Annotated in this window: 8 protein-coding genes; 6 read left to right on the plus strand and 2 right to left on the minus strand. The window is 68.2% G+C overall.

Annotated features, from left to right (window positions below; genetic code table 11):
* The first annotated feature begins 109 nt into the window (after window positions 1–109).
* The 5 genes from ACT3UL_RS16150 to trxB all read left to right on the plus strand — a co-directional run bounded on the left by ACT3UL_RS16150 (window position 110) and on the right by trxB (window position 8944).
* The gene (locus ACT3UL_RS16150) at window positions 110–2506 is read left to right on the plus strand and encodes a DUF6049 family protein (RefSeq protein ID WP_444579412.1); all 2397 of its coding nucleotides are present in this window, start codon (window positions 110–112) and stop codon (window positions 2504–2506) included.
* Window positions 2503–4242, plus strand: a complete 1740-nt coding sequence (gene murJ / locus ACT3UL_RS16155) for a murein biosynthesis integral membrane protein MurJ (protein ID WP_444579413.1) — start codon at window positions 2503–2505, stop codon at window positions 4240–4242. Before ACT3UL_RS16150 ends, murJ begins: the two co-directional genes overlap by 4 nt.
* Window positions 4243–4297: 55 nt before the next feature.
* Entirely contained in the window at window positions 4298–7138 is a 2841-nt protein-coding gene (locus ACT3UL_RS16160; RefSeq protein ID WP_444579414.1) for a hypothetical protein, read from the plus strand.
* A 98-nt stretch (window positions 7139–7236) separates the two neighbouring features.
* On the plus strand, window positions 7237–7737 hold the full coding sequence (locus ACT3UL_RS16165; protein ID WP_444579415.1) for a hypothetical protein: 501 nt from the start codon (window positions 7237–7239) through the stop codon (window positions 7735–7737).
* Window positions 7738–7846: 109 nt separating this feature from the next.
* The gene (gene trxB, locus ACT3UL_RS16170; RefSeq protein ID WP_444579416.1) at window positions 7847–8944 is read left to right on the plus strand and encodes a thioredoxin-disulfide reductase; all 1098 of its coding nucleotides are present in this window, start codon (window positions 7847–7849) and stop codon (window positions 8942–8944) included.
* Between the two features lie 3827 nt (window positions 8945–12771).
* Here trxB and ACT3UL_RS16175 read toward each other — a convergent pair.
* Window positions 12772–13716 carry a ParB/RepB/Spo0J family partition protein gene (locus tag ACT3UL_RS16175; protein ID WP_444579417.1) on the minus strand — a complete coding sequence of 315 codons (945 nt, stop codon included), beginning with the start codon at window positions 13714–13716 and terminating at the stop codon, window positions 12772–12774.
* A gap of 118 nt (window positions 13717–13834) precedes the next feature.
* On the opposite strand from ACT3UL_RS16175, the gene ACT3UL_RS16180 reads away from it, so the two are divergent.
* A complete protein-coding gene (locus ACT3UL_RS16180) occupies window positions 13835–14392 on the plus strand; it encodes a hypothetical protein (protein ID WP_444579418.1) in 558 nt (185 codons plus the stop codon).
* Window positions 14393–14665: 273 nt separating this feature from the next.
* On the opposite strand, the gene ACT3UL_RS16185 is transcribed toward ACT3UL_RS16180, so the two are convergent.
* Window positions 14666–15547, minus strand: coding sequence for a ParA family protein (locus ACT3UL_RS16185; RefSeq protein ID WP_444579419.1), 882 nt, complete (start codon window positions 15545–15547; stop codon window positions 14666–14668).
* Window positions 15548–15572: the final 25 nt, after the last annotated feature.

The following is a 15572-nucleotide window of genomic DNA, read 5'->3' on the forward strand; positions in this document are numbered from 1 at the left end:
CAGGAGGTCCTGTCGTGGGTCGGAGAGAGGGGCGGCACGGCGTCGACGCGATGTGAGGGTGTCGTGCGCCCGCAACCCCTCTACGGTAGCGGCCGCTTACAGTGTCACCATGCCGTCGTCCCCGCTACCCGTGCGCCCGGTGCTCGCGGCACTGCTGACGGCACTGCTCCTTGCCTCATCGGTGCTGGTGGGCGGCTTGGCGACCCCTGCTTCCGCTGCCCCCGCAGCCGGCGTCCCCGCAGAGCCCGCTGCCCCGTCAGCACCGCCGCAGCCCGCCGCAGATGCCCCGGTGAGCATGGATCTCGTCTCCCTCACCCCCACCTCCCTGGGTCCCGACGGCACGCTCAGAGCCGAGGTCGAGGTGACGAACAACTCCTCGAAGCCGCTGCCGGACGTCGCGCTCGAGCTGCGCACCCGCACGTCCCGGGTCACGGATCGGACGGTGCTCGCCGAGTGGCAGGCTGACACGAGCGCGGACACCTCCGGTGCACCCCTCGCGTCCTCCGAGAATCCCTCCGCCCTCGCTCCCGGCGCGTCCCGGACGCTCACCGTGGAGGCCACCGCCGAGGAGCTCGGCTATTCCGAGGCTCCGTACTACTGGGGAACGCGCCGGATCTCCCTGACCGCCGTCGCCGGCGAGGACCCGCAGGGGGCCATCCGCTCCTTCGTGGTGTGGCGTCCGGCCGACGTCGACGCCACGATCACCCAGTCCGTCCTGCTGCCCGTGGCCTCTCGCGACCCCGCGGCGGCGATCACCGACCCCGAGGCGAACGAGCAGTCCCTGGAGTCGGGCCACCTCGCCACGACCCGCGCCCTCGCCCTGCGCGACGACGTCGACTGGTGGCTGGATCCTGCGCTGCTGGACCCGCCGCAGCTCCCGGTCGATCCGACGCCGGACGCCGACACGGCCGAGGAGGACGCGGACCATCCCGTCCCGACCTATGCCGAGGGCAAGCTCTCGGCCGAGCTCGCCACGGCCCTCACCGAAGGCGTCGGGGAGCGCACCGTGCTCGCGATGCCCTACGCCCAGGCGGACCTCGTGAGCCTCGAGGAGGCCGGGTCGACCACGATGAGCAGCGCCGCCACCGAGCGTGCGCAGGCCACCTGGGAAGCGACCGGCATCGATCCCCGCGGGACGGCGATGGCGCTCGACGGGTCGACGGTCGGCGCCGAGTCCCTCCAGCAGCTGGTCGATGCCGGCGCGGACGCGGCCATCGTCCCCGCGACCTCCCTGGAGCAGGATGTCGCCTCGACCGTGACCCCGAGCTCGTTCGGCGTCTACGAATCCGAGGACGGCAGCGGCTCCGAGCTGCCGCTGCTCGCACCGGACCCCGTGCTCTCGGACGAGTTCTCCCAGCTCACCGCCGATTCCGATACCGAGCAGACCCAGCAGCGACTGCTCGCGGAGACCGCCACGATCGCCTCGGAGTACACGACGGCTCCTCGCCATCTGCTCATCAGCCCGGACGCCGCCGCAGAGCTCGATGCCACGGCGGCCGGAGCCGCTCTCGATGCGTTCGCCGAGGCCCCCTGGATCACGACCGGGTCGACGGACTCGCTGCTCACCGCCGCCACGAAGCGGGCGTGGACCACCCACGCCCAGGACGACTCCGGCGACCCGTTCGCCCTGGGCCGTGTCAGCGGCGACGACCTGCTGCCCTCCGGCCCGGGGGCCGACGGTCGCTGGGAGCACCTGGACGCGGTCACCGACCCGGAGCTCCTCGAGCCCTCCGTGCTCACCGGCGCCGGGGACACGTGGTCGCACCTGGACACGCTCGCCTCCGTGATGGACGACGACTCCTCGTTGGAAGTGCCGCGGCTCGAGCTGCTCGCCAGCACGTCACGGCTCTGGCGGGGGAACCCGGAGCGCTCCGCGGAGCTCGAGCAGAGCGCGAAGACCGCGACCACCGAGATGCAGGGCAAGATCAAGGTGGTCCCCGCGTCCGGGTACAACCTGATCTCGGACTCCGTGGGCGTGCCGGTCACGATCTCCAACGGCCTCGACACCCCGATCACGGTGAGCACCCGGGTGACGTCGGACCGTCCGCTGGTGCAGATCGGTGACATCGAGGCCGTCGAGGTCCCCGCGCGCAGCCAGGTCGATGCGACCGTCCCGGTCGAGGCGGTCGCCAACGGGACGGTCACCCTGACCACGGTGCTCACCTCGGAGGACGGCCAGGTCCTCACCGAGCCGGTCACCGTGCCCCTGACGGTCAACCCGGCCTGGGAGAACTGGACCACGCTCGTGGTGGTCATCGCGATGGGCGTGCTGGTGATCGTGGGCGTCGCCCGTGCCCGGCACACCGGCGCCTCGACCCGTGCCCCGGCGGCTCATGGTCCGGAGGACCCGGTCGAGCTGTCCCGAACCGGCCTGTCCACGGCCGACACCGGCACGGTCGCGGCGATCTGGTCCGAACGCGCCAAGGAACCACCCAGCCCGCCCGACACCGACACCGACACCGTCTCTGACCCCGACACCGACCCCCGTGAGGAGGACCGCCCATGAGCTCCGCCCTCCGTGTGCAGCACGTCCCGCGCCATCGCCGTCACGGCGTGCCCTCCAGCCGTTCGAAGCTCATGCAGGCCAGCGTGCTGATGGCCGCCGGGTCCACGGTCTCCCGCCTGCTGGGCTTCGTCCGCAACTTCATGTTCGGCGTGATCCTCGCCGGGTCCACGTCCGCCGCCGCCAGCTCGTTCAGCGCCGCGAACACTCTCCCGAACACCGTCTGGCTGCTCGTGGGCGGCGGCACCCTGAACGCCATCCTGGTCCCCGCGATCGTGCGGGCCGTCAAGCGCCCGGACCGGGGCAGCGACTACATCTCCCGCCTCATGACCCTCGTCGCGACGGTCTCCCTGGCCATCACCGTGATCTGCATGCTCGGGGTCCCGCTCCTGCTGCCCCTGACCAGCGGTGTGCTGCCTCCGGAGACCTACGCCCTGGCCGTGCAGCTCGGCTACTGGATGATGCCGCAGGTCTTCTTCTCGGCGCTGTACGTGATGTGCGGGCAGCTGCTCAACGCCCAGGACTCCTTCGGTCCGTACCAGTGGGCCCCGGTGCTCAACAACCTGGTGGGCATCGTCGGAGCCGCCCTGTTCCTGGGCATGTGGGGCAAGGTCGGCGCTCCCGCGGAGTGGACCCTGCCGATGATCATCGCGATGGCGGCGATCAATGTCGGCGGCTCGGCCGCGCAGGTCGTGTTCCTGTTCTGGTACGTCAAGAAGCTCGATCTGCGGCTGCGGCCGCGCTGGGGATTCCGCGGTCTCGGGCTGGGCAAGCTCTCCAAGATCGGTCTGTGGACCCTCGCGATGCTGGGCCTCGGCCAGCTCGGCGTGTGGGCCACGCGCTGGTCCACCGCCCGCGCCGGTTTCATGACCGAGAAGCTCCGCGACCACCCCGAGCAGGCGGCCCGCTATCCCGGGCTGCTCAGCCTGGACTGGGCCTACATGGCCTTCATGATCCCGCAGGGGATCATCGCGGTCGCCGTGGTCACGGCCGTCTTCCCGACGATCTCCCGGCGCGCGGTCGACGGAGACCACGCCGGCGCCCTCGCCCGGTACGCGGAGACCAACCGTCTGCTCGCGATCCCGATGATGCTGTGCGTGGCCGTGTTCATCGCTCTGGCGGGACCGATCATGTGGGTGATCGGCGGCGGCACCGGCGAGATCGGTGCCCGCGCCAACGGCAACGTGCTGGTCGCCTACATGCTGGGCCTGGTTCCCTTCGCCTCGCTGTACCTGATCAAGCGGGTGTTCTACGCCTACGAGGACGCGCGCACGCCCTTCCTCTCGCAGATCCCGATCACCGTGATCAGCCTCGCGGCGATCCCGGTCATCCTGCTCACGGTCGACCCGATGTGGGCGACGATGACCGCGGCAGCCTGCACCAGCCTCGGGAACCTCGTGGCCTGGCTGCTCGGGATGTGGCAGCTGCGACGGCACGCGAGCCGGCTCGGCACCACACCGCCGAGCATCCGCATCGGAGCGATCGCGGCGGGCAAGCTCCTGGCCGCCACCGTGCTCAGCTGGGCGGTCGGCGCGGGCCTGGTCGCGCTCCTCGACGACGTGATCTGGTCGCACCGCCTGGTAGCGGTGCTGATCGGAGCGGTCATCGGAATGGTGATGGCGGGGGTGTTCACCACCGTCGGATGGTTGCTGAAGATGAGCGAGGTGCACATGCTGGTCGGGCAGGTACAGCGTGTCGTGACCCGGTTGGCGCGTCGCGGCCGGCCCGTGACCTCGTAGCATGGAAGACGCTCGTGACGGTCGCACGCCCGCACGACGAGGATAAGGACGGTTCGTGAACACGATCTCGCTAGAGGACACCCTGCGCTCTCGGTGGACGCTCGAGGGGAAGATCCCCCTGGCCGGCGTCGCCGACGGCGCTGTGTGGCATCGCGCCCGCACCGTGGCCACCGGGGAGAGCGTCGTGCTCTTCATCGTGCAGGGCGAGACCGCCCTCGAAGCGGCCGACGCCGTGCGCCGCGCCTATCTGGTCGATGACCCCCACCTGCTGCCCGTCCGCGAGATCGTCGTGCTCGACGACCCCCGGGACGACAGGACCAGGGCGGACAAGACCGGGGACGACGGAACCTCTGACGACGGACCCGCGGACGACGGGACCGGTGCTCCTGCCGGGAACGGGCCGACGACGGTCGTGGAGTACCCGGTGCCGACAGCGCCACCGCTCGCCGCGCTGCTGGGCTCGACGAGCCTGCATCCGGAGACCGCCCGGTCGATCATCGGCGAGGCCGCATCCGGCCTCGAAGCAGCTCGCCGTCGCGGGGTGCGCCATCAGTTCCTCGACTCGAACCGACTCTTCGTCAACACCCGCTCCGGAGAGGTCGTCGTGCTCGGGATGGGGGTGGAGGCCGCCTCGCACCCCGGCCTGGACCGCTCCCGTGAAGTCGCCTCCTTCCAGGACACCGCGGCACTGGTCGCCCTGCTCTACCGCGCCCTGACGGGGAAGACCCCGAAGCACGGCCCGTCCGGGCTGGTGCCGCTGCCCTCGACCCTCGTCGACTCGCCGATCCCTGCGGACCTCGATCTGCTGTGCGACCTGGTGCTCAACGAATCGGCCGACGACGTCCCCGAGACCACGCGCGAGCTGATCTCGGCGCTCGAGCCCTGGCAGTCGATCCCGGTCACCCTCGAGGCCTACCCCCAGGCGGCAGCGGCACGGCCCGCCGCGACCGGAGGCACCGCCGACGCCGGCAGCACCGCGCGCGCCGACAACACCGCCGACGCCAGGGACCTCGAGAACGCCACCGACACCAGCGATACCGACGACACCGTCGTGCGGTCGGCGTCCGGCGCCGCCGTCAGCACCGGGGCGCCAGCGGCGCCCGGGAAGACTGCGGATGCCGAGCTCGCCGAGGACGACACCGACGCCGACACCGACACCGACACCGACACCGACACCGACACCGACACCGAGGACACTGTCGTCCGGCCGACCGCCGGTCTCGTCGGAGCGGCCGGGGCGGTGGGCGCCGCTGGTGCCGTCGCCTCCCGTGCCGGGGGCACGTCGACCGGGGGCACCTCCGCGGAGGCTGCGGACGCCCAGGCGATGAACGACCAGGCGGTTGCCGACCCCGCGGGGGCAGACCAGCCCCTTGGTGACCACGCTGCCGCTGATCAGGCTGCTGCTGACGAATCTGCCGCGGACCAGGCCGCAGAAGAGGCCCGCGCCTCGGCTGCTGCCCAGGAGAGTGCTCGACAGGCCGCCGAGGAGTCCGCGCGCCAGTCGGCCGACGCCAAGGCGATCGTCCAGGAGCTCCGCCTCGATCAGAAGCGCGGAACCAGCCCGTTCCCCGGACATCTGGAGGTCGCAGCACCCGTCGAGCCGGCGTCCCAGGACACCCTGGGCGAGGGCATCCCGGACAGGAGCACCGAGGACCCGAGCAGGTCAGCGCGAGGATCCGAGTCCGCGGACCAGTCGGCATCGTCGGTGCAGGAAGAGACCGCAGCTCTTCCCGCTCTCGGTGCCGGTGCGGCTGCCGCCGCGGGGGCAGGGGCTCTCGCCTCGTCGGCCTCGCACCCTGCCGATGCAGCGTCCGTCTCGTCCACCTCGTCTGCCCCGTCCACCTCGTCAGCTGGCGGATCTCACCAGCCGCTCGCCCCTGCAGGTGGAACAGGCGGCGCTGACGGAACCGCCGGCGCAACCGCTCAGCATCCGTCGCGGCATCGGGGTGACCCGACGCAGCGCGCCGCCGCGCAGACCCCCCAGCAGGCTCCGGAGGACGACGGGTCCGACATGGCGGCCGCACCGTCGGCCGCAGTGCCTGTCCTCGGCCGCACCGAGCCCGTCGCGCCGGCCCGCACGGGCCCGATCGTGGTGCGTGGGCGGGATCGGACCGGGGACGATCAGGAACCGGAGGAGACCACCACCCCCTCCATGCGCAGCTCGCTCCTGCGTGACGTGGTCAGCGTTGCCGTGGATTCCGATGATCCGAGCACCTATGCCCTCGGCCCCCGTGCCCCGGAGGAGCGCTCCCGGCAGTCCCAGTGGATCATCGCCGGTGCGGTGCTGCTGACGATCATCGCCGCCGTGTTCGCCGTGACCACTGCGACCTCGGGCCTGCGGGACAGGATCTCGGACCCGCTGGAGACCAAGGCCGCGCCGACCACGCCCGAGGCGACGGAGTCCGGCGAGGCCCCCGTGGAGCCCACGAAGGAGCCTCCGAAGAAGCCCGAGCTCCCCGTCCCGGAGATCTCCGGGGTCGAGCTGTCCGCCGAAGGTGGCGGGGAGCCCGACCACACTGACCAGCAGGACCGTCTCACCGACGGAGATCCGGCCACGTTCTGGTCGACGCAGCACTACGCCAGCCCGGATTACGGCGGCATCAAGGACGGGGTCGTCCTCGAGCTGTCGTTCGCCGAGAAGTCGAAGCTCACCGCCCTCACCGTGACCACCGCCCGCAACACCGGCGGCACCCTCGAGCTGCGCGCCGTGAAGGATGACGGCTCCCTCGGCGACGTCCTCGCCACGGGTGAGTTCGCCGGCGACGGGGAGGTGCGCCTGGAGCCCGACAAGCCGGTCGATGCGGAGAAGGTCGCCCTGTACATCCCCGAGCTGCCTCCGGACAGCAACGAGGCGGGCCGCTTCCGCGCCCGGATCGCCGAGATCACCGCGGAATGACGCCGAAGGTGCCCCGCAGCTCACGGCCGCGACGACGGGATTCGGTCCCGTCGTCCGCCGGCCGTCAGAGAGCGAGGCGACGCTCACGTTTTGCCACGATGCTCGGCGTCCCTATTCACGTGGTGCTGATCGCCCTCGTCATCTCGGCTCTCCTCGGCGTGCAGCTCACGGTCGCTCTCGAGCAGTCGACCGCCAATCGTGCGCGCACCGTCTCCTCCTCGGTCGACTCCGCGGCAGGGGCCGGGAAGAATTCGTCCGGTGTTCCCGTTATCAATGAAGGCAGCATCGGAACCGAGGTGCAGAGGCTCGTCGACGCCGGCATGATCCAGCCGCCGACGAGCTTCGATCCCTCGGCCTGCCTGAGACAGCAGGGGATCCCGGAATCGATCCTCATCATGGAGGAGGTGGCATGGAACGCCGACGAGACGCCGGCCTGGCTGCTCGTGCACGGTCCGATGGACCGCGAGACGTTGCAGGCCAACGGCGGCACGGTCTCCGCCACCGTCGTGACACCCGAGTGCGGGAGCCAAGCGTCCGACGCCACCGATCCGGCCGAGCTGAGGCTGTGGTCCGGAGAGGTGATGATCGGCTCCCTGTGAGCCTGGTTCCGTCCCCGGCCCCGTCCCTCCCCATAGCCCATACTTGATCGCGGTCCTCCCGCTGACTGCCGACGACCCACGACGACCCCCACGGAAGGACATCCCTGACATGTCTCAGCCCATCCAGGCCCTGAACATCCTCGGCGCCCCTGCGGCGTCCGCTCCGGCCGCTGCCCCGGCCACCGCTCCCGAGATCTCCGGTGACGAGACCATCCACGAGGTCGTCATCGTCGGCTCCGGCCCCGCCGGCTACACCGCCGCGATCTACACGGCCCGCGCCGAGATGAAGCCGATCGTCATCGCGGGTGCGCTGGATGCCGGTGGCGCGCTCATGACCACCACCGACGTCGAGAACTTCCCGGGCTTCGCCAACGGCATCCAGGGCCCGGAGCTCATGGCCACCATGCAGGAGCAGGCCGAGCGGTTCGGTGCAGAGGTCATCTACGACGATGCCGTGGATCTTCAGCTCGAGGGCGAGATCAAGACGGTCACGCTGGACGACGGCACCGTGTACCGAGCCAAGTCGATCATCCTGTCCACCGGTTCCGCGTACCGCGAGCTCGGCGTCGACGGCGAGAAGGAGCTCTCGGGCAAGGGCGTCAGCTGGTGCGCCACCTGTGACGGCTTCTTCTTCAAGGATCAGGACATCGTCGTCATCGGCGGCGGCGACAGCGCCGTGGAGGAAGCCACCTTCCTGACCCGCTTCGGCAAGTCCGTGACCCTGGTGCATCGCCGCGACGAACTGCGCGCCTCGAAGATCATGGCCCGCCGGGCCGAGGCGGATCAGAAGCTGACCTTCGCGTGGAACAGCGAGGTCGTGAGCATCAACGGCGCGGAGAAGGTCGACTCCGTGACACTGCGCGACACCGTCACCGGGGAGGAGCGCGTCATGCCGACCTCCGCCGTCTTCGAGGCCATCGGCCACCTGCCGCGCACCGACCTGCTGCGCGGCAAGGTCGACCTCGACGATGAGGGGTACATCCTCTGCGAGGGACGCTCCACCTACACCTCGGTGCCCGGGGTGTTCGCCGCCGGCGACGTCGTCGACCACACCTACCGGCAGGCGATCACCGCAGCAGGCTCCGGCTGCCAGGCTGCTCTGGACGCGGAGCGCTGGCTGACCGATCAGGCCGCCCTGGCCGACGAGCTGGCGAAGTCCGCAGCGTCCGAGACGGTGGCCGTCGACGCGGCGCCCGTCGGGCGCTGATCGACCGCTGAGGATGCCGGGAGCGCCTTCCCGGCCGGAGGTCCAAGCCATGGAGGAGATCGACGTCGACGCATCCTCGTCCCCGTCCACCTCCTCGCGATCCTCGACCGGGCCCGCCCCGTCCTCGCCCAGTTCCGCACCGTCCCCGCCCGGTTCCGCACCGTCCCCGCTCATCCCCTCGACGTCGCAGCCCGAGCCCAGCGTCGCCGTCGTTCTGGTGACGGCCGACTGGGCGGGGCCGGCCCGGCCGGCTGCGACCGTGCTGCGGGAACTCTCCCGACGTTGGGGCGACCAGGTACGAACAGGCATCATCGACGCATCCCAGGACGCGTTGCTCGACCTCCTGGCTGTCGACGTCGTTCCCACATGGCTGAGGCTCATTCGACTCGACGTCCACGTCATCGATGCTCCCTCGAACGCGAGTGACGACAACCCGAGGCCTGCAACCCGTAGCGGCTCCGCCACCGCGGAGTCCGGTCTCTCCGCCCGTGACGCTGAGGACTCGGCAGAGGGCGCAGCCGCTGGCGCAGAACCTGGCCGAGCAGGTGGCTCAACAACTCACTCAGCACCGGGCTCAGCTGCGGCGTGGACCGATGTCCCGGTGGGCGTCGCCACGGCGACGACAACGACTACGACTACGGACGGTCCTGCCGGCTCCGAGGAGCATCTGCTGGTCCGCAACCTCACTGTCACGTCCAGCACGGGCGAACGGACAGTCCTTGCCGGAACGTGGAGGATCACGACACGACGCAGGGGAGCTCTTCCGAAACACGAGGTCGCTCGCGACTTCGGCCCGGATGTCGCAGACACGGACGCATGACCGCCGCACCATGACGGCCGGATCCCTTTGCACCATCTGACTGAAGCCCGGAATGTCGACGTCGAGCGCTCTGTCAAACTGACGACGCCTGCAGCGCTTGACGTGCAGAGACAGCTTTGTGCACATAGTTGTCCACATTGATATCCACACCACGACGCGGCTCCATACACATAGTTGTCCACAGCACACTGTGGACAACGAGACGGCGAGAAGATCGCGACAACGTCACTGAATATATAGATGACCAGGGCGAACGCTGATCTTCGGCCACATTCGGCGCGAATCGACTTGTTGTCGATGTGGCACTAACTGTGATGCCAGTCACATGTCGGATTTCGGTTTTCCACAAGGTTGCGCACAGTGTGCATAACGCGAGGAGCGCGCAGACTGCGGCCGTGAGGCTCCAGTGAACTTCCGTCGAGGACGGAGACTCGGCAGTCGATTGAGGAGCTTCACGTGCGGGGTCGGTTCACCCGTCGAAATGGTCTCGGGGGCAGTCATTACTTCCCGTATCGAACGGACGAGGTTCACGTGGGCCCGGAGCATGGAGGGCCGAAGCTCCTCAGCCATCGAATGGCCAGATTCTGTTCATCCTCCGAATCCGGTGTCACCGCGTCCACAGCCCGCTGTGCCAGCGCGGCGCGTTTCGCGTGAAACCTGCCCGCCCCGTTCCCAGCATCTTCATGCGGGAACACGAAGCGAATCAGCCTTGGACCGCGACAAATTGTTCACCTCACAATCTCCGCTGGAAAGCCCAGCCACACCGTAGGCCGCCTCTCGCAGCTGCCGACACAGCACGCCCGCAGCGTGTTTCATGTGGAACCGAGCCGTCTTGCCACCGCGGTAGCTCCCGTTCGTGAGAGGGATGTGGTCCCGATAGTGGGCATTCGGTGACGCACGAAGCACCAGCTGGCGCCGATGGGTTCACGGTGAACGCATCGAGCACGTTTCACGTGAACCGGGTGAGGAGCCGCAGCCTTGTCCCTCACTCCAAGTACAGCGGCGCTTACGGCCTAGATCTCAGGCCCAGTTCCGACTGCTGACCCAAGTCCCGGTTCAGAGCCACGTCCAGAGCGAGTCCATGTCGTACTCCACGCTGAACCGACCCACTCCCATGCACTCTGTATTCGACGATCAATACGAGAGTCCTGAGAGAACCCTCGAGCACCGAACACCACATTGTTCGCAGCGATGGCGCCGACCGAGCCCCAGTAGCGTTTCACGGGAATCTCAGGTCTTACGAAGGCCACAGGTCGTCATGACGCCACGGCGCATGACACCTTGACACAGACGGGGGCTCGCTGCCCGATCTACGGGTTCTCTGCATAGGAACATGGATCGGGGACTTTGGAGACGTTGCAGCGTTACACGTGAAACACGGGGAGGACTACTCTCCCCGTGTTCTACCCCGTCCTGCGTACACAGTCGGCGAGGGAAGACATCCGGTCACTCATGCGAAGGCTCGTCACCACTGCCCATGCAGTTGTACGAGCGCTGCACACGAGATTCACGTGAAACAACTGGCGGCGCAAATGGTCTGGTGAGGCCACACCTTTTGACGACCGGGCGGGGCAGGGGTTCCAGCAAACCGCCCCGCGGCACTATCGACACATGCTTCGAGTTTCACGTGCAACTCGAATCAGGCGCTGTCAGTATCCTCAGTTCGCGGGGTAGTTCTTCTGTGGCCCAACGGCGTCGGTGCGCCCACCCCTTGGCTACAAGGGAATACGTGCATGCCCTCTACCGGCATGCACTGCTCATCGTCCAGTTTCACGGGAAACGTCGTCGGCAGATCAACCGTTCTCTCCGTACTCGGGGCAAGACGCAAGGATGCTCCGTTTCACGTGGAACTGTCATCCCACACGCTGGTCCAATTCCGAATCAGCAGATCTTCGGGACGCAACGAGCATCAGCCGAACGACATCGCAAGGTGTGCCGACTTGAGGTTCTCGCGGCTCTTGACCCAGATGGGACTGGTCGACGTACTAGGAATACGTTTCACGGGAAACTGCCGCTGGAGCTCGGCGTCACAGCGCCTCTAGGACGAACTGCATGGTTTCACGTGGCACATGGCCGCCCTGGTGCTCCGTTGAGCAGGGTCGACAGTCGCACACATACGAAGAAGAGTTGGAACCTACCCATCGATAACGACCATCGACTGGGATCATCATGCTCGCTACGGAGCCCAATCGAAGTTCAACGTGAAACACCAGGAGTCGTCATCGGCGCCGAGAGTCTTCGCCGTGCCCTAGGTTCCACGGGAAACCGTTGAGTTCTGTTGGGCTCAAAGCTCTCCGCTCGGCGTCTGGTTCAACAGCCCTGGAGCGATGCCTCCGCACCTGCGCCCGAAGGCGAACCTCACCATCAGCAGCGTTGGAGCAGATAGGCGTTTCACGTCAAACGGCCGTGCCCGAGGAGCACCGCGTCGCCCGGCAACTAGAGAGTTCCACGCGAAACTCTCACCTAGCAGATGCGAGGTGACGCCCCGGCTGGGACCGGATCAACCAGAAAACACGGAAGCTGAAGCACCTAGTGACGGCCGCTGGGGCTCAATCCACAGTTGTGTACACATCGGTGGATAACTCGAAGAATCCCACTCCCACCTGCGGCGGGATCTCAACAGGCTATCCACAATCTGACTCCCGGCCGAGGCGTCACGTTCACCGGGCGACCGTGGCTAACGGTTCTCCGAGACGGGCCAGCACGGTTGTGACAGGTCGGGAATCAACGTCACATACAGCTGGTTGAAGCCACATGTGACGCTCGCCACACCCTTTGCCTCTCCGTGCCGTCGGGGACCACTCCCACCCGGCAGAAGCACGGAGCACTCGCGCTGCCCGCATACCTCCCGGCGTGTATCAGGGCCAGCACCCCGCGGTCCGCGGGGTGCTGGCCCGAAGAATCACGCCCCGAGCAAGGCCCCTACAGAGCACCACCCTCCAGGACACAGACGAGGGGCCGGCGATTCCGCCGGCCCCTCTTCGCTGTCAGTCCAACTTCGCGCTGATCAGTCCTCGGAGTCCTCATCGGAGCTCGTGACCGGAACAGCCAGACCCATCGAATCGATCAAACGATCCAGATCCTCGAGATTCGTGAACTCCAGCGTGATCTTGCCCTTGCGCTTGCCCACGTCGATGCGAACAGGCGTCTCCAGCCGGTTCGACAGCCGGCTGGTCAGGTCAACCACATGGGGATCGTAGGTCGTGCGTCGAATCGTGCGGGCAGGGGCCTGCTGCCCGCCGCGAGCCACCAACCGCTCGACCGCACGCACCGACAGGCCTTCGCTGACGATCCGCTGAGCGAGCTCCTCCATCAGGGCAGGATCGTCCAGGGAGAGAAGGGCTCGGGCATGACCGGCGCTCAGGGCACCGCTCGCCAGTCGACGCTGCACGAGTGCGGGCAGGCGCAGAAGGCGCAGCGTATTGGTGATCTGCGGACGCGAGCGACCGATCCGTTCACCCAGCTCGTCCTGGGTGCAGCCGAAGTCCTCCAGCAGCTGCTGGTAGGCGTTCGCCTCTTCCAGCGGGTTCAGCTGCGCACGGTGCAGGTTCTCGAGCAGGGCGTCACGGAGCAGGTCATCGTCGCTGGTCTCGCGGATGATCGCAGGGATCGCGGTCAGCTCGGCGCGACGGGCCGCCCGCCAGCGCCGTTCACCCATGACCAGCTCGAAGGATTCACCTTCGTCGGTGACGGGGATCGGCCGCACGACGACGGGCTGCAGAACGCCGACCTCACGCAGCGAGAAGGCGAGCTCGTCGAGCTCGTCGTCATCGAACATCGTGCGCGGGTTCCGCGGGTTCTCCCGGATCTCATGGATCGGGATCTCGGCGAACTCGGCGCCGGGGACGCTCACCAGCTCCTGGCGGCCGATCCCGTCGGCAGCGGTTCCCGCGTCCGAGGGGGTCTCTTCAGAGGCGGGCGGTGTCGCGTCGACCTCTTCAGGCTGTGCCACTTCAGCAGCAGCCGGAGCCGGCTGCACGGCCTCGAGGTCGACAGCCGGATCAGATGTCCGCTCCACCGCGACGGCCGACGGTGACTCACTTTCCGAGGCGCTCTGTGATGCTGAGCTCGTGGCTGCTGCTGCCGACGGGGTGTCCGAACTCGGCTCCGGGTCTGCAGGAGCGGCCTTCGCGTCAGTGGCCGTCGCGTCTGTCGCCTTCGCGTCAGCAGGCTTCGCAGCAGCGGGCTTCTCGGAGGCCGCGCTCTGCGCAGGAGTCGGTGTCGTTGACGCGATCTTCGGCGCCTCGGACTCTGCAGGGACCGCGTTCGCTGCCGTGGACTTCGTGGACGTGGACTTCGTGGACGAGGACTTCGTGGACGACGGTTTCGTCGTCCGGGACTTCGTGGATGGCGCCTTCGTGGATGACGCCTTCGTGGTCGACGCCTTCGACGAGGACGACTTCGACGAGGACGTCTTCGAGGACGAACCGGCCTTGCTCGTGGTGCGCGCGCGGGCGGGCTTGGCGGGTTCCGGGCTCTCAGGGGCCTCGGTCGATCCCTCCGTGGACGACGCGGAGCCACGGGAGGTCGTCGCCCGGGTCGATGCGCCACGGCCGCGGCGCTGGGCGGCCGCCCGTGCCATCTCGCCCGCCAGATCCGTGCGAGCGCCCCGGTCCCGCTGTGGGTAGTCCTGGCCCTCGGAAGCTTTCTCCCCGGAGAAGAACATGTCCACCGGACGAGTGCTCGACGGTGCCTGATCAGTGGCGGACGCTCGCTGCGCGCGGGTGCGCAGCTCCTGCTCCGGAGCGGGGCTCGAACCAGCGCCCGGGATCAGGGCGCCGAGTCCTCGACCGAGTCCTCGCTTCTGCGTCATGGCCGTTGTCCTTCCGGAAAGTGTTGTTCAGCAGGGGATGGTCCTGAGGCACGCGGGGCGTCGTCGCGACTGTGCCTCGAGGGTGCTGTCATGGGGCGGGTCGGATGGTGAGCTCGTGGGCGGCGGCCCGGTAGGCCAGGGCGCCGCTCGAACTCGGATCGTACGTGAGCACCGTCTGCCCATAGCTCGGGGCTTCCGAGATACGCACGGAGCGGGGGATCGTCGTCTCCAGGGTCTGCTCCGGGAAGTGCTCCCGGACGTCCTGTGCGACCTGTGCGGCGAGCCGGGTTCGGGCGTCGTACATGGTCAGCATGATCGAGGAGACCACCAGCTCGGGGTTGAGATGCTGGCGGATCAGATCGATGTTGTTCAGGAGCAGGCTCAGGCCCTCGAGCGCGTAGTACTCGGCCTGGATCGGGATCAGCACCTCGCGGGCCGCGACCAGTGCGTTCACGGTCAGCAGGCCCAACGACGGCGGGCAGTCGATCAGCACGTAGTCCAGGCGGGGCATCCCTTCGGAGTCGCGGTGATCGAGGTAGTCACGGATCGCGTTGCGCAGTCGGTTCTCACGGGCCACCAGGGAGACCAGCTCGATCTCCGCGCCGGAGAGGTTGATCGTGGCCGGCGCGCACTGCAGCCGCGGCATGTCCGGGACGTCCTGGACCACGTCCGCCAGCGGAGCGGACTCCACGAGCACCTCGTACATGCTCTGGACGTCGGCGTGGTGCTCGATGTCCAGCGCGGTGGAGGTGTTCCCCTGCGGATCCGCGTCGATGACCAGCACGTGCAGTCCGCCCATGGACAGGGCCGCTGCCATGTTCACGGTCGTCGAGGTCTTGCCGACGCCGCCCTTCTGGTTGGCGATCGTGATGATCCGGGTCGACTCCGGGGCGCCGAACTGGACGCCATCGAGCTTCTTGCGGCGTGCGTGATCTCTGGCGAGCTCGCGCATCAGCGGAGTGTCTTCCATTGCACCTCGTCCTGGGGAGGAGTCT

This window comes from Brachybacterium sp. 107 (assembly GCF_052379725.1).
GTDB lineage: Bacteria > Actinomycetota > Actinomycetes > Actinomycetales > Dermabacteraceae > Brachybacterium.

Coding starts and splice junctions, on each gene's coding strand:
- trxB (WP_444579416.1), top strand. CDS start 7,847: ATGTCTCAGCCCATCCAGGCCCTGAACATCCTCGGCGCCCCTGCGGCG.
- murJ (WP_444579413.1), top strand. CDS start 2,503: ATGAGCTCCGCCCTCCGTGTGCAGCACGTCCCGCGCCATCGCCGTCAC.
- ACT3UL_RS16150 (WP_444579412.1), top strand. CDS start 110: ATGCCGTCGTCCCCGCTACCCGTGCGCCCGGTGCTCGCGGCACTGCTG.
- ACT3UL_RS16165 (WP_444579415.1), top strand. CDS start 7,237: ATGCTCGGCGTCCCTATTCACGTGGTGCTGATCGCCCTCGTCATCTCG.
- ACT3UL_RS16185 (WP_444579419.1), bottom strand. CDS start 15,547: ATGGAAGACACTCCGCTGATGCGCGAGCTCGCCAGAGATCACGCACGC.